The sequence below is a fragment of the Acinetobacter lwoffii genome, from assembly GCF_019048525.1.
In the GTDB taxonomy this organism is placed as follows: domain Bacteria; phylum Pseudomonadota; class Gammaproteobacteria; order Pseudomonadales; family Moraxellaceae; genus Acinetobacter; species Acinetobacter lwoffii_K.
The window spans coordinates 1,664,935-1,686,564 of record NZ_CP077369.1 but is presented as its reverse complement, the minus strand read 5'-3'; the positions used below and the strand labels follow the sequence as shown (position 1 = coordinate 1,686,564).

Genomic DNA, 21,630 nt, shown 5'->3' with positions numbered 1-21,630 from the left:
CAGTCTTAGAGCACAGAATAAAGGGACCGATCTGGTCCCTTTTCTTTATTTTTGGAAATCTTTTTAAATTATTTTAGAAATTTTGGATGACTTCTCTATTTAAACGTCTATCCAAATCACTTTTTGATAAGTTAGAAACAATGCACAAATGCAATCAGCTTTTAATGGTACGGCACTGTTGTAATAATTGATGGCAGACATTACGGATCATGCTCGCGGTAATCTGAACTTCATTACCGCGCTCATCGACGATATATCCTGCATGTACAGTCTTTGGTTCTAATACGTGTTTTAGGCCTTTATGGATTACTGCTTTACTCATACTCATCACACACTCCTTTTGCTAAGCCTGAAACTGGGAGAAACGGCTTTGGCTAATTCATGTATCTAGTATTGTAAATAAAGGCCCGATTGTAAAATTTCAGATGTAACAAGTGTTTAACGATATTCTGTTACAATTTCAGCTGAGAATGATATCGTATTGCTCTTGCGTATACAGATTTTCTACTTGGAACTTAATCACGCGATTAATGAAATGTTCTAGATCAGCGACTGCAGGCGCTTCTGCCGTCAATAACCGATCAATGACAGCAGGATGCGCGACGACAGTAAAGCCACTCTGTGACTCATAAGCACGGGCATAACGCAGAATTTCCCTGAATATTTCGTAACATACTGACTCGGCTGTTTTGACATAACCACGTCCCTGACAGGTCGGACAAGATTCACAGAGCAGATGTTCCAGCGATTCACGGGTGCGTTTCCGGGTCATTTCCACCAAGCCCAGTTCCGACACCTGAGTAATCTTGGTTTTGGCATGGTCACGTTCTAGCATGCGCTCAAACTGTTTCATCACTTCTTCACGATGCTGCGCTTCCTGCATATCAATGAAGTCGATGATAATAATGCCGCCGAGATTACGCAGACGTAACTGACGCGCGATAACATCCGTCGCTTCCATATTGGTTTTAAAAACCGTATCTTCCAACGAACGGCCACCAACATAAGAACCGGTATTGACATCAATTGTGGCCATGGCTTCAGTCTGGTCAATCATCAGATAACCGCCAGACTTCAATGCGACGCGAGTTTGCAATGCCTTTTGCAGGTCTTCTTCGACATTATACAAGTCAAAAATTGGCCGCTCGCCCGGATAATGCAGCAAACGGTCTTTCATGTTCGGGACAAATTCTTCGACAAATTCCTGTAACTTGGCATGAATTTCACGTGAATCGACGTAAATTTTGGCGGTTTCTTCATTGGCCAGATCACGAATCACCCGTTGCGGCAAAGGCAACTCTTCAAAGATCAAAGAAGGTACTGCAATAATCTTTTGCTTACGCTGGATATATTCCCAAAGCTTGGCCAGATAAGCCATATCCTGTGCGATGGCTTCTTCTTCAATCCCTTCTGCTGCAGTACGTACAATCACTGAACCTGGCAGCTTATGTTCTGCCTGAATCCGCTCAATGATGGAACGCAAGCGATTGCGCTCTTCCTCAGACTCAATCCGTTGTGATACCCCGATATGATTACCATATGGCATCAGCACCAAATAACGCGAAGGAATAGAGAGATCGGTAGACAGGCGCGCACCTTTGGTACCGAGCATATCTTTCATCACTTGAACCGTGAGGATTTGTCCAGGTTGAAGCAGCTCAAAGACATTCGGCGTCGGTTGATTGCGTGGCCAGACCATATCATTGATATGTAAAAACGCAGTGCGAGAAAGTCCGATATCCACGAAAGCAGCCTGCATGCCGGGTAAGACCCGCACCACTTTTCCTTTATAGACATTTCCTACCAGACCACGCTTGGCCGTACGCTCGACAAACAGTTCATTGACCGTGCCGTTTTCAATTAACGCGACCCGACATTCCATCGGCGTGACGTTAATCAACAACTCGTCAGACATAACTACACTCAAAACATTATAAGAATTCTTTTCAGCAGTTAATTTAGTGCCTTAACCGTCTGTAATAACTGTACTGTCTCATATAAGGGCAAGCCCACCACATTGGAATAACTGCCCTGCATTTTTGGAATATAACGTGCTGCAATTCCTTGAATCGCATAAGCCCCGGCTTTACCGAGTGGCTCACCTGTCGCCCAGTAATTTTCCATATCTGTGGCGTTCAGGATTTGAAATTCGACCTGTGTGCGTACCACTATACTGTATTTTTCATGCTTTGTACGAACACAGACACCGCTATAGACATCATGCCACCGACCGGAGATTTTTGTCCACATTTCAATCGCATGTTGTTTGGATTCAGGCTTGCCCAAAATCTCCTGATCCACCCCCAGACTGGTATCCGCAGCGATAATGATGGCATCTGGATAACGCTCGGCCACGGCATCGGCTTTGGCACGTGCCAGACGTTCAACATAGGCTGCGACCGACTCGCCTGCTTGTACAGATTCGTCGATCTCGGGACTGTAAATATCGAAGCTCAGCCCGAGTTGTTGCAATAACTCACGACGCCGGGGTGAGCTCGAAGCTAGAATTATATGCGCCATTTTTTGAGCATATAATAAATAGCAGGCCAAACCAGAATACTGGTCAGCATCGGAATCCAGTGCCGTGCATAAGAAAATTGCACGCCAGCTATAATCTGGGTAAAAAAGATCATCAGCAGATATGCGACAATCGCCAGCCCCATAATCACCCAGAGATTATTAAAGGTCAGGATACGGCGTTCACGGGTCAGAAAGCGAGCTAAAAAGGCAATAATGATAAAGCTCAGCGCATTCAGACCCAAAGGTGCATCCAGCAGCAGATCAATAAAAATACCCGTACCAAAGGCAAACCAGATCCCGCACCAGGTTGGCTGACATAACACCCAGAAGAGCATGATCATCAGCATAAACAGCGGACGCCAGCCCGAGAGATTATAGGAAAGTGGATAGACCATTAAAATAGAAGCTACAATCACCGAAATGACAATAGCCATTAAAGGATCACGATGCTTTCTGGATTTCATCTTAGCGATTGACATGCGGTTGCTCCATCGCTAATGAATCGGAAAATAACACCACCACATGATGTCCACCGGCCAGCTGAGCCGCAGGCGTCACATCAATCTGGGCAAATTCACCAGAATTATGGCGTTGTACTTTAGATACCTGCCCCACCAGATAACCTGCCGGGAAATGTTGTCCCAAGCCCGAACTATAGACTTTTTCACCGACCTTGATATTGGCACTGGTCGGTACATATTCCATTTTTAAACGTCCCAGATCACCTGTGCCCGAAACAATGGCACGCATACCGGTATGTTCCAGGCGCACTGACAGTGAATGTTCTTTATCGGACAACAGCATGACCCGGCTACTATGCGGATAGACATTGATAATCTGTCCCATGATACCCTTGTCATCCAGTACCGTTTGCCCGACTTTCAGCTCGTTATTTGAACCCCGGTTGATCACGATAATATGCCGTAATGGATCGGCATCGGTACCAATCACTTCGGCAATTTCAATACGCCCATCAATGATCAGCGGCGTGTCCAATAGACCGCGCAAACGTGTATTTTCAGCAGAAAGTTCAGAGATTTTTTGTAAGCGTACCTGTGCCTGTAACAGCTCGGCCTGCATCGCGGTATTTTCCCGACGCAATTGAGCTTCAGACTTGGTTTGTTGATTCAACCACTCTCGCGACAATACCGGATAGCTGGCCACCGCATAAATAGGATTATAAGCAGCGTACAGGACATCCCTTGCAGGTTGAACAACATGCGGCATGCGCCAATCAAAGAAAAGCACCACCAAGCATGTTACCAATGCAATGATAAAAGAGCGAAAAGATGGCGGTTGTCGAGAAAACAGATGTGCTTGCACCCGCCGGATCCTTTTCTTAGCCTACGAATAACATGTCATGATTTGGGTTGTCGAAAAATTCGAGTACCTTGCCGCCACCACGTGTCACACAAGACAGTGGATCTTCTGCCACCACCACCGGCAGGCCAGTTTCTTTGGCAAGCAGCTTGTCCAGGTTACGCAGTAATGCACCACCACCAGTTAACACGATACCACGTTCAGCGATGTCCGAAGAAAGCTCAGGAGGGGTATGTTCTAAAGCAGATTTCACCGCAGACACGATGTTTTGTAATGGATCAGAAATCGCTTGGGTGACTTCGTCAGAATTAACCACGATTGCGCGAGGCACACCTTCTGCGAGGTTACGGCCACGAACTTCAATTTCAAGCGGTTTAGCACCTTCATCTGGCAACGCCATACCCACTTCTTTTTTGATTACTTCAGCCGTGGTTTCGCCGATCACACAGCCATGCGCTTTACGCACATAGTTAATGATCTGCTCATCAAAGACATCACCGCCGATACGTAAAGAATCTGCATAAACACAACCTTGCAGCGAGATAATCGCAATTTCAGTAGTACCACCGCCCACATCAACCACCATCGAACCACAAGCCTGCTCGACTGGCATCCCTGCACCAATCGCTGCTGCCATTGGCTCTTCGATTAAACGTACATCACGTGCGCCCGCATTAAACACGGCTTCACGAATGGCACGGCGCTCAACCAGAGTCGATTTACATGGCACGCAAACCACCACACGCGGTGCCGGAGTAAATAAACGGTTTTCATGTACTTTGCGAATAAACTGATTCAGCATGGTCTCAGTGACTTCAAAATCCGCAATCACACCATCTTTCATCGGACGGATCGCTGAGATATTGGCTGGGGTACGACCTAGCATTTGCTTCGCTTCAAGACCGACTGCCGCAACAATTTTATGTGAACCACTATGACGGATGGCTACAACCGTTGGTTCATTTAATATAATGCCTCGTCCTGGCGCATAAATAAGTGTATTTGCTGTACCTAAATCAATGGCAAGATCGGGCGAAAACAAGCCTATTAGTCGTTTTAGAATCACGGGGACGTTCTCAGTTAAACTTTATATGGACGCAAGGTCGCCACTTTAACTAAATGTGATGATTTGGACAAGTCAATCGCTTATCATAACGCATGATAATTTGAATTTTTTTAATACTGATTAGGTAATATTATGTCTACATCGGATGCACAGCATTCTGCAGATTTAAGTGCAGAAACAGTTTCAGCTATTGCCAACCTTGCAAGGTTATCTCTCAATGATACGCAATCTGCTGAATATGCTCAAAGTTTAAATAAAATTTTAGGCATGATGGAAACCCTGAAAGGCATCAATACCGACGGTATTGAACCCCTGAAAAGCCCTTTCGACCACCCTCAGCCGCTACGTGATGATGTGGTTACCGAAACCAATCATCGTGAGCAATACCAAGCAGTTGCACCAGCTGTTCAGGATGGCTTGTACCTCGTACCGCGCGTGATTGAGTAATTACTACCCAGTTCATTCTTTTTATTAAATTAAACGTAAAGAATTATTTCTCATGACAGATTTACATCGCTTATCCATTCGTGAACTTAGTGAAGGTCTGGCAAATGCCCAGTTTTCATCTCGCGAATTGACTGAACACTACTTAAAGCGCATCGCAAAAATTGATGTACAGGTCAAGGCTTATGTGACGGTAACTGCTGAACAGGCATTAGCTGAAGCTGATGCTGCCGATGCTGCAATCAAAGCTGGCAATGCCTCTGCCCTGACTGGTGTGCCAGTTGCCCACAAAGACATTTTCTGTACCCAAGGCATCAAGACCACTGCCGGTTCAAAAATGCTGGACAATTTTATCTCTCCTTACGATGCAACCGTAGTAGCGAAAGGCAAAGCTGCGGGCCTGGTCACTTTAGGTAAAGTGAACATGGACGAATTCGCGATGGGTTCAACCTCTGAGAACTCATATTGCGGCGCAACGGCTAACCCTTGGAACCTGGGTCATGTCCCTGGCGGCTCTTCTGGTGGCTCTGCAGCAGCTGTGGCAGCGGATTTAGCACCATTTGCAACTGGTACTGATACCGGTGGTTCTATTCGCCAACCTGCGTCATTCTGTGGCCTCACCGGCCTTAAACCGACCTATGGCCGTGTATCGCGTTTCGGTATGATTGCTTATGCCTCATCACTGGATCAAGGCGGTCCGATGGCGCGTTCGGCGGAAGACTGTGCTTACCTGATGAATGTGATGGCAGGTCATGATGCCAAGGATTCAACCTCAATGGACAAAGACGTTGATGACTATGTGGCAAATCTGAACGCTACCTCAGTAAAAGGTTTGCGTATTGGTATTCCAAAGCAATATTTCAATGTGGAAGGTCTGGATGCAGACGTAAAAGCACGTGTCGAAGAATCACTTAAAAAGTTAGAAGAGATGGGCGCTACGCTTGTTGAGATCGACCTCAACATGACTGAAAGCTATGTTCCGACTTATTACCTGATCGCACCTGCCGAAGCTTCTTCGAACCTATCACGTTTTGATGGCGTACGTTATGGCTATCGCGCAGAAAATCCTGTGGACCTGATGGACCTGTACAAGCGTTCACGTTCAGAAGGTTTTGGTGCAGAAGTGCAACGCCGTATCCTGATTGGTACGTATGCCCTGTCTGCAGGTTATTACGATGCTTACTATGTAAAAGCACAGAAAGTACGTCGCCTGATCCAGCAAGATTTCCTTAAAGCATTTGAATCGGTCGATGTCATTGCAGCACCTTCTGCGCCAACGACTGCCTATAAAATTGGTGCAGATTTAACGCCAGTTGAAATGTACCTGGGCGATATTTATACGCTTGCGGTAAATCTGGCAGGTCTTCCTGCGATTAACGCGCCTGTCGGTTTTGACCAAAATAACTTGCCAGTTGGCTTACAGCTGATTGGTAATTACTGGTCAGAATCTCAATTGTTGTCTGTGGTACACCAGTATCAACAGGCCACCGATTGGCATACAAAACGCGCTGCAATTGCTGAGGAGAACGCATAATGGCTCAAGCTCAAAAATCGGCTAAACCAAAATCCAACCTGATTGATGGTTGGGAAGTCGTTATTGGTATCGAGATTCACACTCAGCTTGCCACCAATACCAAAATTTTTTCAGGTTCATCGACTGTTTTCGGTAATGATCCAAACACGCAAGCCAGCCTGGTTGATTTGGCTATGCCGGGCGTATTACCGGTATTAAACAAAGAAGTGGTTGATCTTGCGATTCGCTTTGGTTTGGGCATCGATGCTTACATCGATCAGGCGTCTGTATTTGCGCGTAAAAACTACTTCTATCCGGACTCTCCAAAAGGCTACCAGATCAGCCAGATGGACAACCCGATTGTGGGCTTGGGTCATATCGACATCCAGCTTGAAGATGGCACGGTTAAACGCATTGGCGTAACCCGTGCGCATCTCGAAGAAGATGCGGGTAAATCGATTCATGATCAGTTCGAAGGTATGTCAGGCATCGACTTGAACCGTGCTGGTACGCCGCTGCTTGAAATCGTTTCTGAACCGGATATGCGTTCGGTTGAAGAAGCGGTTGCTTATATCAAGGCAATTCACACTTTAGTGCGCTGGTTAGGTATTTCTGACGGTAACATGGCGGAGGGTTCGTTCCGCTGTGACTGTAATGTATCTTTACGTCGTCCGGGTCAACCGTTTGGTACACGTTGTGAATTGAAAAACCTGAACTCATTCCGTTTCATTGAACAAGCGATCAATGTTGAAATTGAACGTCAAATGGAAATTCTGGACTGGGATGGCACCATTGATCAGGAAACGCGTCTGTTCGACCCTGTAAAGATGGAAACGCGTTCAATGCGTTCTAAAGAAGAAGCGAACGATTACCGCTACTTCCCTGACCCAGACTTGTTGCCTGTGGTGATTGCTGATGAGCAAATCGAAGCCATTAAAGCAACCATGCCTGAGCTTCCTGCTGCACGCCGTGCACGTTTCGTGGCGGACTTTGGTGTGACTGAGTACGATGCACACGTTTTAACGCTTACACGTGAAATGTCAGAGTTTTACGAAGAAGTTGTCGCTGCTGCTGGCGGCGCTGCACAAGGTAAAGTGTCTGCAAACTGGGTGATGGGCGAATTCTCAGGGGCGCTAAACAAAGCAGGCTTAGATTTGGCGGATTCTCCTGTATCTGCGGAAAAACTTGGCGGTATGATCGCGCGTATTGTGGATAACACGATTAACGGTAAAATCGCGAAGCAAGTATTCGGCTTTATGTGGGACGAAGGCAAATCTGCGGACGAAATTATTGCGGAAAAAGGCTTGAAACAGGAAACTGATACAGGCGCAATTGAAGCGATTATTAAGGAAGTGCTTGCTGCCAACGAGAAGATGGTTGAGGAATATAAGTCTGGTAAAGAGAAAGCCTTTAACGGTCTTGTGGGTCAAGTAATGAAAGCTGCAAAAGGTAAAGCCAACCCTGCACAAGTCAATGAATTAATGAAGAAATTGATTGGTTGATAATTGACTAATTAGTTATTTTCATGAGATAAAAACCTCGCTTAGTGCGGGGTTTTTATAATTTCAAGGATTATCTTTATAAATGAGTTTTTTCAATATATTACAAGTTAGCAATGAACATCAAATTACTCAGAATGATGAAATATATCAAATTAATTTTCATTCGAGTCGTTTCCTAGAATATACAGATGAAGATATTCGTATTTTATATAAAACATTAACCCAAGAAAAATTAGATTTACTCAAAAAATACCCTGCTCTAGTTACTATGGAGCGTTTTGAAAAAGAAATTTCATTAGGTAAAATTTTAAACATTACATATTATTCTGAAGAACAAAATATAGTTGTTGAATTTAATAAATTACATTCTATAAATATTCAAACTAGAGAAGATATCACATACACAGATGAAGATACTAAGGAAACTTGGAAACAAAAAAATAAGGATTTTGATTTTTATTTAAACACAATTAAAGAATATTTAAAATTTGAAGGATTAGAAGAATATAGAAATCATTGGGCTTTAAAATCAGGAGATATCTTTGCTCTATCAGCGAATAATCCCCATTTCCAAATATTCAACAACAGCACTTACATAAATTTATTTCCCACCTATAATGACCCTCTTCCATTACCTCAATATATCTCTCGGCAGAGTAAAACTTGAAGTGCGACATAAACCACCTAATTAATTTAAAGGGTTTATGGAGTATATAAAATTGTCATACCATCATCTTAACTTTGAAGATCGTACTGCATTAATGCTTGAGTCAAGAAAAGAAGGCTTTTCAGCCAGAAAATTTGCTGAACTCATTAAAAGACATCCTAGTACGATCTATCGTGAGCTTAAAAGAAATAGCATCAATGACGTTTATCAAGCTCGATATGCTTCTGATAACACCTTCGCTAGACGTAGACGTGGTCACAGAAAACTCAAAATCGATTCAATCCTCTGGAAATTTATTGTTGAAGCGATCCGTTGTTTATGGTCTCCTCAGCAAATAGCAAAGCGTTTAAAGACATTTCCTGATTTGGATCAAACAATGAATGTAAGCCATACAACGATTTATTCAACGATACGAGCATTACCAAAGGGTGAGTTGAAAAAAGACTTATTATCCTGTCTGCGTCATGAAAATAAAAAGCGAAAAGCTAACGGTGAACCTAAAAAAGATTCTATATTACAGGATATTAAAACTATTCATGAGCGCCCAGCCGAAGTTCAAGAAAGAAAAATACCGGGTCATTGGGAAGCTGATTTAATTAAAGGTAAAGACAATAAAAGTTCGATAGCAACACTTATTGAACGAAATACACGGCTCTGTATCTTGGCAACATTACCTGATGCAAAGGCAGAATCAGTGCGCAAGGCTTTAACTGAAGCTCTGAAATATTTACCTGCAGAACTGCGTAAAACGTTGACCTATGACCGTGGACGCGAGATGTCAGAACATAAAATACTCGAAGAAGATTTAGGCATAGATGTATATTTCTGTGACCCACATTCACCTTGGCAAAAAGGCACATGCGAAAATATGAATGGTTTAATTAGGCAATATTTACCTAAAGGGATTGATTTAAATCAGGCAGATCAGCATTATTTAAATCAAGTTGCCATGTCACTGAATACTCGTCCTAGAAAGGCGTTAGATTGGCTTACACCATTAGAGAAATTTGCTCAGCTTGTTGATTATCATATGGCTTTTGAAACTGTCGCACCTCATGTTTGAATTCGCCTAAGCTTCCAGCGGCACTTGATCAAAAACTATATGCTCATGGCTATTATGGAACCCTAAAACATAATGTAAAAGCAGTATACCAATATTATATGGGATGGTTCGATGCCCATCCTTCCAATTTAGATCCATTACCCCCTAAAGCTGTTGCAAAAAAATATATTGAGTTAGCAGGTGGGGAGAACAATGCATTGAAAAATGCGCGGGATGCCTACGCTCAAGCTGACTATAGATGGGCTGCCGAGATTTTAAAACATATTGTGTTGAATAACCCTCAAAACCAACAAGCAAAAGACTTATTGGCGAATACTTATCGTCAATTGGGCTATGCTGCTGAGGCTTCAACTTGGCGTAATTTCTTTTTGGTGGGCGCTCAAGAGCTACAAAATAATGTACCCCTACAAAATACTTCTGATCCGAGTGATTTATTGATTCATACACCAACTGAAAGATTTCTTGAAGCTATGGCGACAAATTTAGATGTGGAAAATTTAAAAAATGAAAACCAGTGTATCAATCTGGTTTTGTCGGATACCAAAGAGCATTTTTCATTATGGGTTGAAAACTCAGTCATGCAGTTTAAGCGTTATGATGAAAGTAAAGATTTGGCATTGGATTGCCCTACATTAACCTTAACCAAGCCCTTATATCTAAAAATGATTACAGGTCAAATAGAAGGGGTAAAAGTCCTGCTTTCTAAAGACAGTAAAGTCAAAGGTAATCCACTGAAAATTGGAAAATTCTTTGCAATGTTTAAACGTCCAGATTCAATTTTCCCGATTGTGACTCGACCAAATGGCTAAGCTCAAATAAGTAAAGTCGAAACTTAAATTAATAGATCCAAAGAAATGGGTGAAATTATCAACTTGGTTCTCCCAATCTTATAACAGGAATACAAGAAATTATTTCTTGTATTCCTCTTTAAAATTAAAAGTAAGCTATATGTATTTTAACTCTATTGATACTTTATTAAATGGTTTTTGAATTTTTATACTTTATTTTCGATGGAGATATTTTTATTAGTAGCTTGTTTAAAAAAGATTTGTTTATTTTTCTATTAATTGCTTCTAAATAATAACTTCAATATTTTTGTGGTTAAAAGGCAAGGGGGTATTATGATGTGTTTTTTATTGAAAATAAGCTTTTATATTAGGGCGAATTCAAACATGAGGTGCGACAGTTTGAAAAGTCTTATGATAATCAACAAGCTGAGCAAATTTCTCTAATGGTGTAAGCCAATCTAACGCTTTTCTAGGACGAGTATTCAGTGACATGGCAACTTGATTTAAATAATGCTGATCTGCCTGATTTAAATCAATCCCTTTAGGTAAATATTGCCTAATTAAACCATTCATATTTTCGCATGTGCCTTTTTGCCAGGGTGAATGTGGGTCACAGAAATATACATCTATGCCTAAATCTTCTTCAAGTATTTTATGTTCTGCCATCTCGCGTCCACGGTCATAGGTCAACGTTTTACGCAGTTCTGCAGGTAAATATTTCAGAGCTTCAGTTAAAGCCTTGCGCACTGATTCTGCCTTTGCATCAGGTAATGTTGCCAAGATACAGAGCCGTGTATTTCGTTCAATAAGTGTTGCTATCGAACTTTTATTGTCTTTACCTTTAATTAAATCAGCTTCCCAATGACCCGGTATTTTTCTTTCTTGAACTTCGGCTGGGCGCTCATGAATAGTTTTAATATCCTGTAATATAGAATCTTTTTTAGGTTCACCGTTAGCTTTTCGCTTTTTATTTTCATGACGCAGACAGGATAATAAGTCTTTTTTCAACTCACCCTTTGGTAATGCGCGTATCGTTGAATAAATCGTTGTATGGCTTACATTCATTGTTTGATCCAAATCAGGAAATGTCTTTAAACGCTTTGCTATTTGCTGAGGAGACCATAAACAACGGATCGCTTCAACAATAAATTTCCAGAGGATTGAATCGATTTTGAGTTTTCTGTGACCACGTCTACGTCTAGCGAAGGTGTTATCAGAAGCATATCGAGCTTGATAAACGTCATTGATGCTATTTCTTTTAAGCTCACGATAGATCGTACTAGGATGTCTTTTAATGAGTTCAGCAAATTTTCTGGCTGAAAAGCCTTCTTTTCTTGACTCAAGCATTAATGCAGTACGATCTTCAAAGTTAAGATGATGGTATGACAATTTTATATACTCCATAAACCCTTTAAATTAATTAGGTGGTTTATGTCGCACTTCAAGTTTTACTCTGCCTTAATTTTTTCGGCAATTTCAGCGCCATTAAAACCAGAGTTCATATATCTCACCGTCTGATCATGCGTGAACTTATAAACATCTCGCTGGGTTTTAATAAAATCTTGAATATTGTCATTGCCCCAGACAGGCCAATGATGCTGTGCAATCAATACATCGGATGCTTTGGCATGCTGCATTGCTTGGTCTAGATAGCCCACCCATTTTAAGGCATCACGGACTTTAGCACCCCGAAGGGTATAAAGATTATGCATGGTATGAGATAGAATTTCTGCGCCGTTATAAAGTTTCAATGATGGGATAGAGAACGTTAATTCTGCTGGTGCTTCTGAACCCGGCACGTTATAAAACACAAAATCCAAGCCATCAACCGTCATTTTCTGTTCTGGTTGAGTGATCAGTTGTGTAGGCTCAAGGATGCCCATTTTTCCCACAGCAACAGCCTTACCTAAACCTGTATCCACCAATCCTTCCGCATTTTTAGGTAGAAAAGTTCCATACATATAAGTCGCACGACGTATCATGGCTGAACCTGCCATCACATTTTCACTGGTCGCTTCTTCCATAAAGCCTTTTGGCGCAATAATTGGAGTTTTTCTAGCGTTAATTTCTTCGCTAGAAAGAACGCCTAATGCACCACCAAAATGATCGATATGGCTATGGGTAAAGATAATGGCTGAAATTTTTTGCTCACCTAAATGCTGTCTAGCAAATTTAAGTGCTGCTTCAGCCGTTTCTTTAGAGGTTAATGTATCCACAATAATCCAGCCAGTATCACCCTGAATGATGGTCATATTTGCCAAATCAAAACCACGAATTTGCCAAACTCGATCTGTTACTTTAAATAGCCCAACATTGTTGTTTAATTTTGCTTGTCGCCATAGAGTGGGATTAACGGTATTTGGTGCTTGATCTTGTAAAAAACTAAATGCATCAAAATCCCAGATAACATTGCCTTTCTCACTTTTAATTTGACCTGTTGGCTTGGCAATAAAGCCCTTTTGAGCCTGATTAAACTCAGTCATATCCTCTAAGTTATACTTCGCCTTATATGTATTATTTGATTCAATGACCGCTTTTTCTACTACAGTATTTGCTGCAAAAACAGAAAATGGCAGAATAAGCATCAATGAAACTGTTAAAAACTTAATTTTCATCTTCTTTCCTTTTTTTAAATAGAGGTGGTCCCACATGTTTGAACAACTAAAAGCTTATTTATAAGTGATACTCTGCTCTAGTTAAGCTACCTTATTTTGTTGTGGTAGCTGGTCATAGTAAAACTCATCTGGAGTCATTTTGTCCAGACTCGAATGAGGTCGTTTCAAATTATAAAATTCAAAATATGCGTTTAATTGCTTCTTCGCATCCAAAACATTGCTGTAGGCTTTGAGATACACCTCTTCATATTTAACGCTCCGCCATAATCGTTCAACCATCACATTATCAACCCATCGACCTTTACCATCCATGCTGATTTGGATGTCATTTGATTTCAATACATGGCAGAGTAAAACTTGAAGTGCGACATAAACCACCTAATTAATTTAAAGAGTTTATGGAGTATATAAAATTGTCATACCATCATCTTAACTTTGAAGATCGTACTGCATTAATGCTTGAGTCAAGAAAAGAAGGCTTTTCAGCCAGAAAATTTGCTGAACTCATTAAAAGACATCCTAGTACGATCTATCGTGAGCTTAAAAGAAATAGCATCAATGACGTTTATCAAGCTCGATATGCTTCTGATAACACCTTCGCTAGACGTAGACGTGGTCACAGAAAACTCAAAATCGATTCAATCCTCTGGAAATTTATTGTTGAAGCGATCCGTTGTTTATGGTCTCCTCAGCAAATAGCAAAGCGTTTAAAGACATTTCCTGATTTGGATCAAACAATGAATGTAAGCCATACAACGATTTATTCAACGATACGAGCATTACCAAAGGGTGAGTTGAAAAAAGACTTATTATCCTGTCTGCGTCATGAAAATAAAAAGCGAAAAGCTAACGGTGAACCTAAAAAAGATTCTATATTACAGGATATTAAAACTATTCATGAGCGCCCAGCCGAAGTTCAAGAAAGAAAAATACCGGGTCATTGGGAAGCTGATTTAATTAAAGGTAAAGACAATAAAAGTTCGATAGCAACACTTATTGAACGAAATACACGGCTCTGTATCTTGGCAACATTACCTGATGCAAAGGCAGAATCAGTGCGCAAGGCTTTAACTGAAGCTCTGAAATATTTACCTGCAGAACTGCGTAAAACGTTGACCTATGACCGTGGACGCGAGATGTCAGAACATAAAATACTCGAAGAAGATTTAGGCATAGATGTATATTTCTGTGACCCACATTCACCTTGGCAAAAAGGCACATGCGAAAATATGAATGGTTTAATTAGGCAATATTTACCTAAAGGGATTGATTTAAATCAGGCAGATCAGCATTATTTAAATCAAGTTGCCATGTCACTGAATACTCGTCCTAGAAAGGCGTTAGATTGGCTTACACCATTAGAGAAATTTGCTCAGCTTGTTGATTATCATATGGCTTTTGAAACTGTCGCACCTCATGTTTGAATTCGCCCAGAATCACAAAAAAAAGAATTAATTAAACTCATAGAGCAATGTGAATCAGAAACTCCTCCTAGAAAGGCTTTCAAGTCCACAGACTACGAGAACAATGAAGCATATGCTAGTTACATTCATTTTATTAGACAAGAAAAGCCATACTTTGAACCTAAGATTAAAATTTCTGATTTGAACAAGGTTTTATGTGTTAAGGGACGATTAACACAGGATAGGATTATAGCTCAAGCAGGCTCTTTTTTACTTTTCGGATTAGATGCAAGCCTGCCTGAAGATGGCAATGATGTCTTTAAGATAAAACGGATTAGAATTAAATCAGCTAACAAAAGCTCCATTTTAAAAGAGCTAGATCAGCTAAAAGTTAACCTTCGTACTATTTATCCTAGTCTAGAAAATACAGCGAAATATATAAAGTCAAAATTAGAACTCGAAGCAGATTCTAAGTAATATTATTAAATTAGACTCTTTTAATTATTAAAGAGTCTTTTTCTTCCAACATATAAAAAATCTCAATATGACCATCAAAAAAGTATCCTCTATCGCCAAACTCGAAGACTTAGGACGTATTCAGCTTTCAAAGTCTTTATTTATGCGTGACTTCCTCTATAGCGAAATCGCCAACTGGTACGGTGTACCCAACTTCCCCGATCATCCTGACATTGCAATCCGTACAGGTACAGAACTTTGCCAACAATTGTTAGAGCCACTCCAAGACAAGTTTGGACGTATTGCGATTCGTTCAGCTTATCGCTCTCCAAGCGTGAACCAACTCGGCAATGAAAAAGGACATAACTGCGCAACGAACGAGAAAAACTTTTCCAGTCATATTTGGGACTATCCTGATGCAAAAGGTTATGGGGCAACGGCTTGTATTGTCATTCCATCATTTTTAGAACTTTATGAGAAAGACCAAAGTAGCTGGCAACAATTGGCGTATTGGATTCATAACAATCTGAACTATAGCCACCTGCAATTTTTCCCAAAACTCTGTGCTTTTAATATTGGCTGGCATGAACAACCTGCACGCGAAATTTATAGTTATATTCAACCCAAAGGCTATTTGCTGCGTGGTGAAGCTGTGAATAAAGAATTTGAGAAATTTTATCCTGATTTATTGTAATCATTAATCCCCCCAAATCCCCCTTTTTCAAAGGAGGACTTGCCACGTCATCAATTGATACGCGTGGTTCCCTCTCCTGAGCAAGTTTTAAAGCACTGCTTTAAAATGAAGCGCAAGAAAGGATGAGGGCTAGGGAGAGGATTTTTTTAAATTAATACTCTTCTCTTAAATTTTCTAATTCAGTCGCACGTGCGGCAGTCGCTTCCATGTAACAACTATTGCTATTTACAGTTGCAATCGTCCCTCCATTCGGGTCGGCATAAAAATCGCAATTGGCATCACGATAGCGAATCCAGAGACGCTGAACCTCTTGAAGCTGTTTTTTACGGTTTGCATTCAGCGATGCCATCGTCTGTTTATAGGCATTATTTAACCGTGTATCTTGGCGATCTGTTTCGGCCGCAATACAATCCAGCATATTTACAGTAACGCCACCTGAGCGATCCATACAATTTGAGTATTGCCGACTCAAATCATTGTCCCCTGCGTACAGCGCAGGAGGAAGTATAAACATACTTAAACCCAATAAAGCAGTGCGTTTGAACATAACAACCCCTATCTTTTCATTTATGTTATTCATAATAAATACCATAATTGAACCCTGGCACGCATGCATTCAATCAGTTATTTCCCTCTTAACTCACCCAACTTATTCCACACATCCGGTGTCAAGAAAGTGACCACCAGTTTATTTAAATCCACATAACGCAGCACACCTTTAAGCTGACTTTTCACTTCAGGATTTTCTAAAATTTCCTCACCGGTAATCCGTCCAAGTTCCTGAAAACTGTCACCCACCGCTTGTACGCCTTCCGCAGCAATTACCGCTTTGGTCTGTGCAGAACATTGCTCTACCAATATACGCTGCAATACTTGGGCTAAATTTTTATCCAGCTGGGTTCTTTGTGCTTCATTCACATTACTGAATTTCTTCAATTCCGGATGTGCAGATAAGGCAACAAAGGTCCATTGCAGCACCGTTGTTTTATCTGCTGCCGTGGTGGATTTCACCAGACAGTTACTCAGCTGCTCGACGGTTGGCCCCGCAATAGCCATTTGGGTGGTAGCCATCAAGGCCATTGCCATTAATCCCCACCGAATTTTAGCTGTAAATCTGCGACGGATAACCTCAGTTTGGCGTGACATAAGCGAATCTCTTTTTTAACAATCAGCTACTTTGTATCATAGACTCGCACCTTGCCCGTGTTATTACTCTGTAATTTATGGCAATACACAAGCCACGGGCAAAAGACCGATATCTGATTAGGTGTATTGAGTGTAAATGTGAGTTTGAGATTAGAAATCCCCGTCTCTGTTCAGCATTTTTTAAGACGCCACTTTAAAAAAAAGGCGAGTGAAAGCATCCTCAGAATGTATTTTAAGGATGCTCGAAAGAGGATGGATTAAGAAGGAAAAAATAGTCCTACTTCACCTGCCTGAGCATATTCTTGGCTCCGGCATGATTATAATTATTGGCCAAATTCTGCAAAATCCGCTTGGATTGCGCTTTAGCATTTGGGAAACGGCTGGCATAGACCGGAATACTGTTCAGACAGCGTGCAACCAACATCCCTGATTCAGTATAGACACGTGTTCCCTCAGTGCCCTGCAATTTACCGTAGTTATAGGCACGCTGGGCGTTGTTACAGGCATTATTCAGATTCTTGCCACTATTAATATCACGTCGCGCTGCCACATAAATCTTCATCTGATGTTGTTGCGGTGTTTCTGCTATTGTAGCTCGAGCTGATGCCGCTGCTAGCTGCTTTTTTTCTGCTTCTTTTTTCTCAAGCTCTTTTCTTTCTAATTCCTTTCGCTCTAATTCTTTCCTCTCCAGCTCTTTACGTGCTGATTCCTTCAGTTCATTTGTCGTCTTTGCGACAGGAGTCTTAGGAGGAGTCATGGTTTTTATCAATGCAGGGGTGGTTTTCTCCACAGCAACCCTGGCTTTAGTTGGACGATAAAAGTTTTTTGCTTGAGAAGGGCTCATGACCTGGGTGAGTAGTCGAACACTACGCGTCTGGCTAGATTTATCAACTTGTCGTTCAGAAGTTGGTTCAATCGAGACAATCCAGCTTTCAGTCAGGTCATCCATACGACACTGATAGGCACCGCTACCTTGTACAACACCCCGATTGGCACTCAGGCGTTTACGCTGGGCAACATCTGCCACGGCACTAAAATTACTTTTATACAGCAGGGAAAATTTACCGCCCTGTTCATGACAATATTGCGTCAGTATCGAACGCGGATACATGGCCTGAGTCGTGTTATTTTTCTGAGCTTGTCCCCAAAGATAAACATAATCTTTTGCACTACCATCACGTTGATTCAAAGCCCGTTTGGCAATTAGTTCTTCCGGACTGGCAAAAGGATGTAAAACCTCTGATTTCAACCGATTCACGCTATTACATCCAGCTAAAGCTGCTGCCCCTATTATTAGAATTATTACTTTTAGCTTCACAGCAAATATCTCAACCCCAAAATCCCGTATAACATAGCTTAAATAGCACAAAACAACAAACACAAGATATTGATAAATATAATATTTAAACGGTAAAAAGGCACATATCAGCTTCAACTTTGCTGATTATGCCAAGCTTCATGTGATAAAAATTGACACAAGTATCATTTTTAAATCAGTTCAAATAATAAACAATTCCATTCAGGACTCAAGAAAAAGATAGAAAAAACACATAAAAAACCGAAGAAAGCGGTGAGTCCTTCTCCGGCGGCTTATTCAGGGAACGCTACAGACCTTTATTATAATGGGTAATAAATTTACCTTTTATCCGCTATAACATTGCCTGAACAAGATCAGCATAAGAATAATTTCCTCAACGTACATTTGTTATTTTTATACGTCAAACCACCGGAAATTAAACGCCATCTTGGCTGGCCCTTAGGATTTTAGACAAGAAAAAAATATCTGAATACCCCAATATTGGGAGGTTCTGACACGATTTACCCAAGTCATCTGACCAACGGTCAGATCGATATTTTCCATTGGATTTTGTAAATTAACTCGCCCTAAAAAAAGCCAAACCTAAAACTGTTTGGCTGATAAAGCAGGATAATAATATGAGAAAAAATTAATCAATATGTGATTCAAATGCTTTTAAGCGTTTATAGATCGACATCAGTTCAATAATCGTCGGCCAAGACAGAATCAGATACTGGAAAGATTCCCGCACTTTGCCAAATACATTCAGGATTTGCATCATCAAACCAAGAGTAATTGCCCCTGCTGCAATACTTGGAAACAGAATAAATAATCCGTAAATATTGTCTAACTGCAAGTACCAGATCCGAACCATGTTGAAATAAGCATAGTGAAAATACAACCGGAAATAATTCCAGCGTACCCGGCTAAACAGTTCTTGTAATGTCAGCGGATGTGCGCGATCAGCATAGTCTTCGCCATAGACCAGCTCTTTACGATAGGCTGCCTCAACTTTCTGGTTATTGAACTCCAGTCCGGGCAATTTCATTCCCACGACCATTAAAATGACCGTACCCAATACCGCCCAACCAATCGAGGCCCACATTAAAGCATGCGGTATTTCCCCTACAATTGGTAAAACTTTCACATGACTAGAGAGCTGATATAAGATCGGCAGGAATGCCATCAGCAACATCAGCGCTTCAATCAAGGAAACACTTAACTGCTCCGTGGTTTTGGCAAAGCGCATGGTATCTTCCTGGATACGTTGTGATGCACCTTCAATATGACGTAACTGCTCCCAATGTGCGGTGTAATAATCATTCATCGCGGTACGCCAGCGGAAGACATAATGACTGACAAAAAACAGGTTAAATACCGCTAAAGTGACATAAACCATCGCAATATAAATAAAGGTTAATGCGCCTTGATACAGCAATGAAACATCCCCACCACCCTTCGTGAGCATTTGTTGAATCTGATCATAAAACGGGCTATACCATTCATTTAATACGACATTGACCTGTACCCCGAACCAGATATTAAACAGAATAAATGCCGAGCCCCAGACCGACCAGCGCTGCCATCGGTGTCCGGCTTTCCATTGCCAGAACAGCGCAAATATCGTAGTTGCCATGAAATACCAGAGATAAAACCAGATGAATTGAGCTGACCAGAAACGCCCGATACCGATTGTAAGCTTTTCATCAAAATAATTTTCAGGAAAACCCAGATAGGTTCCCCATCCTGATCCGCCACTATGCCAAAGCACAAGATTAATGATAAACCATAAAATCAGGCTGCTAAAAAACCAGACGGGTTGCGGGAAAAATGACTTAAACATACCGACCCAGTTCTCCTTATGTCTCTTGGTCATCCAAATGACGCCTAGTTTATTCTTATTTTAGATTTTTACTGTTATAAAGCATTAATTTTCAATTTAGTGTAAAAAAGGATAGAAGGATATCGAGTCTCTAGAAACTTATTTTTATCATTCAGCTCTGCGTTATGATTTTCCTTATATTCTCGATTTTTATCATTCAGTAGAGCGATACCAAAAAACAGAAAAATCATCATGTTTTTGATCTTTCGTTATTTTGATAGACTTTTTTATGCCTGTTATCTGTCGGGTTTATGTAAAAGAGCTTTATGCTTCCGAGCACTGCGAGAATAGGGTGAAAATCAGGCATACTGCATGTCTTCTAGGTATCTTTTATCTAAATAGAGCACTTCTCCCTATTTGAATAAGTCATTGATCAAGTTCTCAGTTTTTGAAGAAACAGTTAAATTTTTAAAAATCATGCTATGATTTAATTATCGAAAAGTAATCTTATTTTGGAAAAAACTATGGAAAGTTCAGTAATTGAATTACTTAAACCGGTGACTCTACAAAAAGAAAACTGCGACCCTATTATTTTTGAAGCCGGTACTGTTCTGAAAGTGGTCATGCAGACTCCAACCAGTCTTCTGGTCAGTAATGATGATGACTTTAACTTTACCATTCCTTTAAAAGACAAAAATGAAGTGTGGCGAGAAATCTGAGTATTTTTCTCTTATGCAAATAGATGGGTTGTATCTGAGTTTGGTTTCTTAACTTATATGATACGACCCTTAGCTTCTCTCCACTTTGATTGCTCTTTTATTATTTTTTCAAAAAACTATTTCTTTCCTCTTCTATCCTCACTTTCTGATTTTAAATTGGCTCATCCATTTGGGTAGAAAAATTTCTTTTAATTGAAACATCACTTAGTTTTGTAACCTATGTAAGATCACTGATGATCTGTTTTTCCGTCTTTTGTATCTGCTCTGTCTTTGCAATACCACCCTTACATCTCTTCTCTCTGTTTAGTTCAACTTCATCTAATACCTACGCTTCGATTCAAAAAAAGAATATTCAAGTTATTTTCAGAGTTCAGTAATAGAACTGGAGTTCGTCTTTCTTCGATTTTTTATCCTCTGATAAAATTTACCAATAAGAATTAAAAAATAATCTGAGATGCTAAATTAAGAGGCTGTTTAAATTGTATAGCTCTCCAATTAGTCCCGGGAAAATTTAATAATACGAAATTTCCCTCTAGACAATTCTAGTATTTTTTCCTTTTAAGACAGCTTAGCCAATCTTAAAAATTATTAACTT

20 protein-coding genes and 3 pseudogenes are annotated in these 21,630 nt (G+C 40.8%); 10 read left to right on the top strand and 13 right to left on the bottom strand.

Features of this window, described 5'->3' with window-relative positions; all coding sequences use genetic code 11:
- Nucleotides 1-154: 154 nt before the first annotated feature.
- From I6L24_RS07825 to I6L24_RS07800, 6 genes are all read right to left on the bottom strand, one after another.
- The gene (locus I6L24_RS07825) at nt 155-328 is read right to left on the bottom strand and encodes a PA1571 family protein (RefSeq protein WP_004646222.1); all 174 of its coding nucleotides are present in this window, start codon (nt 326-328) and stop codon (nt 155-157) included.
- Nucleotides 329-460: 132 nt separating this feature from the next.
- The gene (rng, locus tag I6L24_RS07820; protein WP_216985880.1) at nt 461-1,915 is read right to left on the bottom strand and encodes a ribonuclease G; all 1,455 of its coding nucleotides are present in this window, start codon (nt 1,913-1,915) and stop codon (nt 461-463) included.
- A 38-nt stretch (nt 1,916-1,953) separates the two neighbouring features.
- Nucleotides 1,954-2,520 carry a Maf-like protein gene (locus tag I6L24_RS07815; RefSeq protein WP_216985879.1) on the bottom strand — a complete coding sequence of 189 codons (567 nt, stop codon included), beginning with the start codon at nt 2,518-2,520 and terminating at the stop codon, nt 1,954-1,956.
- A complete protein-coding gene (gene mreD, locus I6L24_RS07810) occupies nt 2,508-2,999 on the bottom strand; it encodes a rod shape-determining protein MreD (RefSeq protein WP_004730376.1) in 492 nt (163 codons plus the stop codon). Before mreD ends, I6L24_RS07815 begins: the two co-directional genes overlap by 13 nt.
- Nucleotides 2,986-3,843, bottom strand: coding sequence for a rod shape-determining protein MreC (gene mreC, locus I6L24_RS07805; RefSeq protein ID WP_004279362.1), 858 nt, complete (start codon nt 3,841-3,843; stop codon nt 2,986-2,988). The genes mreD and mreC overlap by 14 nt, the downstream gene beginning before the upstream one ends.
- 16 nt (nt 3,844-3,859) lie before the next feature.
- The gene (locus I6L24_RS07800) at nt 3,860-4,906 is read right to left on the bottom strand and encodes a rod shape-determining protein (RefSeq protein WP_004279360.1); all 1,047 of its coding nucleotides are present in this window, start codon (nt 4,904-4,906) and stop codon (nt 3,860-3,862) included.
- Between the two features lie 132 nt (nt 4,907-5,038).
- Here I6L24_RS07800 and gatC point away from each other — a divergent pair, with 132 nt between their 5' ends.
- From gatC to I6L24_RS07770, 6 genes and pseudogenes are all read left to right on the top strand, one after another.
- Nucleotides 5,039-5,353, top strand: a complete 315-nt coding sequence (gatC, locus tag I6L24_RS07795) for an Asp-tRNA(Asn)/Glu-tRNA(Gln) amidotransferase subunit GatC (RefSeq protein WP_005262428.1) — start codon at nt 5,039-5,041, stop codon at nt 5,351-5,353.
- 52 nt (nt 5,354-5,405) lie between these two features.
- A complete protein-coding gene (gatA, locus tag I6L24_RS07790; RefSeq protein WP_216985878.1) occupies nt 5,406-6,884 on the top strand; it encodes an Asp-tRNA(Asn)/Glu-tRNA(Gln) amidotransferase subunit GatA in 1,479 nt (492 codons plus the stop codon).
- Nucleotides 6,884-8,365, top strand: a complete 1,482-nt coding sequence (gene gatB, locus I6L24_RS07785) for an Asp-tRNA(Asn)/Glu-tRNA(Gln) amidotransferase subunit GatB (RefSeq protein ID WP_216985877.1) — start codon at nt 6,884-6,886, stop codon at nt 8,363-8,365. Before gatA ends, gatB begins: the two co-directional genes overlap by 1 nt.
- 82 nt (nt 8,366-8,447) lie before the next feature.
- Entirely contained in the window at nt 8,448-9,032 is a 585-nt protein-coding gene (locus I6L24_RS07780) for a hypothetical protein (protein WP_228733307.1), read from the top strand.
- Between the two features lie 37 nt (nt 9,033-9,069).
- On the top strand, nt 9,070-10,095 hold the full coding sequence (locus I6L24_RS07775) for an IS30-like element ISAba125 family transposase (RefSeq protein WP_004994718.1): 1,026 nt from the start codon (nt 9,070-9,072) through the stop codon (nt 10,093-10,095).
- 8 nt (nt 10,096-10,103) lie between these two features.
- Nucleotides 10,104-10,904 (top strand): annotated as a pseudogene (locus I6L24_RS07770) (alkyl sulfatase dimerization domain-containing protein); the annotation flags it as partial.
- A 357-nt stretch (nt 10,905-11,261) separates the two neighbouring features.
- Here I6L24_RS07770 and I6L24_RS07765 read toward each other — a convergent pair.
- The 3 genes and pseudogenes from I6L24_RS07765 to I6L24_RS07755 form a co-directional block, all read right to left on the bottom strand.
- On the bottom strand, nt 11,262-12,287 hold the full coding sequence (locus I6L24_RS07765; protein ID WP_010326927.1) for an IS30-like element ISAba125 family transposase: 1,026 nt from the start codon (nt 12,285-12,287) through the stop codon (nt 11,262-11,264).
- A gap of 53 nt (nt 12,288-12,340) precedes the next feature.
- A pseudogene (locus I6L24_RS07760) lies at nt 12,341-13,498 on the bottom strand (alkyl/aryl-sulfatase); the annotation flags it as partial.
- An 81-nt stretch (nt 13,499-13,579) separates the two neighbouring features.
- A pseudogene (locus I6L24_RS07755) lies at nt 13,580-13,840 on the bottom strand (integrase core domain-containing protein); the annotation flags it as partial.
- 56 nt (nt 13,841-13,896) lie between these two features.
- Here I6L24_RS07755 and I6L24_RS07750 point away from each other — a divergent pair.
- The 3 genes from I6L24_RS07750 to I6L24_RS07740 all read left to right on the top strand — a co-directional run bounded on the left by I6L24_RS07750 (nt 13,897) and on the right by I6L24_RS07740 (nt 16,051).
- Complete coding sequence (locus I6L24_RS07750) at nt 13,897-14,922, top strand: IS30-like element ISAba125 family transposase (protein WP_004994718.1); 1,026 nt, start codon at nt 13,897-13,899, stop codon at nt 14,920-14,922.
- A gap of 180 nt (nt 14,923-15,102) precedes the next feature.
- Nucleotides 15,103-15,378, top strand: coding sequence for a hypothetical protein (locus tag I6L24_RS07745; RefSeq protein ID WP_228733306.1), 276 nt, complete (start codon nt 15,103-15,105; stop codon nt 15,376-15,378).
- A gap of 67 nt (nt 15,379-15,445) precedes the next feature.
- The gene (locus I6L24_RS07740; RefSeq protein ID WP_005096158.1) at nt 15,446-16,051 is read left to right on the top strand and encodes a hypothetical protein; all 606 of its coding nucleotides are present in this window, start codon (nt 15,446-15,448) and stop codon (nt 16,049-16,051) included.
- Between the two features lie 151 nt (nt 16,052-16,202).
- Here the strand turns inward: I6L24_RS07740 and I6L24_RS07735 are convergent, their stop codons facing one another.
- The 4 genes from I6L24_RS07735 to sbmA form a co-directional block, all read right to left on the bottom strand.
- On the bottom strand, nt 16,203-16,598 hold the full coding sequence (locus tag I6L24_RS07735) for a lysozyme inhibitor LprI family protein (RefSeq protein ID WP_004279354.1): 396 nt from the start codon (nt 16,596-16,598) through the stop codon (nt 16,203-16,205).
- 77 nt (nt 16,599-16,675) lie between these two features.
- A complete protein-coding gene (locus tag I6L24_RS07730; protein ID WP_005251208.1) occupies nt 16,676-17,197 on the bottom strand; it encodes a hypothetical protein in 522 nt (173 codons plus the stop codon).
- 277 nt (nt 17,198-17,474) lie between these two features.
- Nucleotides 17,475-18,455, bottom strand: a complete 981-nt coding sequence (locus I6L24_RS07725) for a hypothetical protein (protein ID WP_228722556.1) — start codon at nt 18,453-18,455, stop codon at nt 17,475-17,477.
- A 688-nt stretch (nt 18,456-19,143) separates the two neighbouring features.
- Nucleotides 19,144-20,337: a peptide antibiotic transporter SbmA gene (sbmA, locus tag I6L24_RS07720; protein ID WP_004279349.1), complete on the bottom strand. Its 1,194-nt coding sequence runs from the start codon at nt 20,335-20,337 to the stop codon at nt 19,144-19,146.
- A 503-nt stretch (nt 20,338-20,840) separates the two neighbouring features.
- Here sbmA and I6L24_RS07715 point away from each other — a divergent pair.
- On the top strand, nt 20,841-21,035 hold the full coding sequence (locus I6L24_RS07715; RefSeq protein WP_004279347.1) for a hypothetical protein: 195 nt from the start codon (nt 20,841-20,843) through the stop codon (nt 21,033-21,035).
- Nucleotides 21,036-21,630: the final 595 nt, after the last annotated feature.

What these genes read in the sequence shown, in the direction of transcription:
- gatA (WP_216985878.1), top strand. Translation starts at nt 5,406, where the DNA reads ATGACAGATTTACATCGCTTATCCATTCGTGAACTTAGTGAAGGTCTG.
- gatB (WP_216985877.1), top strand. Translation starts at nt 6,884, where the DNA reads ATGGCTCAAGCTCAAAAATCGGCTAAACCAAAATCCAACCTGATTGAT.
- I6L24_RS07740 (WP_005096158.1), top strand. Translation starts at nt 15,446, where the DNA reads ATGACCATCAAAAAAGTATCCTCTATCGCCAAACTCGAAGACTTAGGA.
- I6L24_RS07815 (WP_216985879.1), bottom strand. Translation starts at nt 2,520, where the DNA reads ATGGCGCATATAATTCTAGCTTCGAGCTCACCCCGGCGTCGTGAGTTA.
- I6L24_RS07765 (WP_010326927.1), bottom strand. Translation starts at nt 12,287, where the DNA reads ATGGAGTATATAAAATTGTCATACCATCATCTTAACTTTGAAGATCGT.
- I6L24_RS07775 (WP_004994718.1), top strand. Translation starts at nt 9,070, where the DNA reads ATGGAGTATATAAAATTGTCATACCATCATCTTAACTTTGAAGATCGT.
- I6L24_RS07730 (WP_005251208.1), bottom strand. Translation starts at nt 17,197, where the DNA reads ATGTCACGCCAAACTGAGGTTATCCGTCGCAGATTTACAGCTAAAATT.
- mreD (WP_004730376.1), bottom strand. Translation starts at nt 2,999, where the DNA reads ATGTCAATCGCTAAGATGAAATCCAGAAAGCATCGTGATCCTTTAATG.
- I6L24_RS07825 (WP_004646222.1), bottom strand. Translation starts at nt 328, where the DNA reads ATGAGTATGAGTAAAGCAGTAATCCATAAAGGCCTAAAACACGTATTA.
- gatC (WP_005262428.1), top strand. Translation starts at nt 5,039, where the DNA reads ATGTCTACATCGGATGCACAGCATTCTGCAGATTTAAGTGCAGAAACA.
- sbmA (WP_004279349.1), bottom strand. Translation starts at nt 20,337, where the DNA reads ATGTTTAAGTCATTTTTCCCGCAACCCGTCTGGTTTTTTAGCAGCCTG.
- I6L24_RS07735 (WP_004279354.1), bottom strand. Translation starts at nt 16,598, where the DNA reads ATGTTCAAACGCACTGCTTTATTGGGTTTAAGTATGTTTATACTTCCT.
- I6L24_RS07715 (WP_004279347.1), top strand. Translation starts at nt 20,841, where the DNA reads ATGGAAAGTTCAGTAATTGAATTACTTAAACCGGTGACTCTACAAAAA.
- I6L24_RS07750 (WP_004994718.1), top strand. Translation starts at nt 13,897, where the DNA reads ATGGAGTATATAAAATTGTCATACCATCATCTTAACTTTGAAGATCGT.
- rng (WP_216985880.1), bottom strand. Translation starts at nt 1,915, where the DNA reads ATGTCTGACGAGTTGTTGATTAACGTCACGCCGATGGAATGTCGGGTC.
- I6L24_RS07780 (WP_228733307.1), top strand. Translation starts at nt 8,448, where the DNA reads ATGAGTTTTTTCAATATATTACAAGTTAGCAATGAACATCAAATTACT.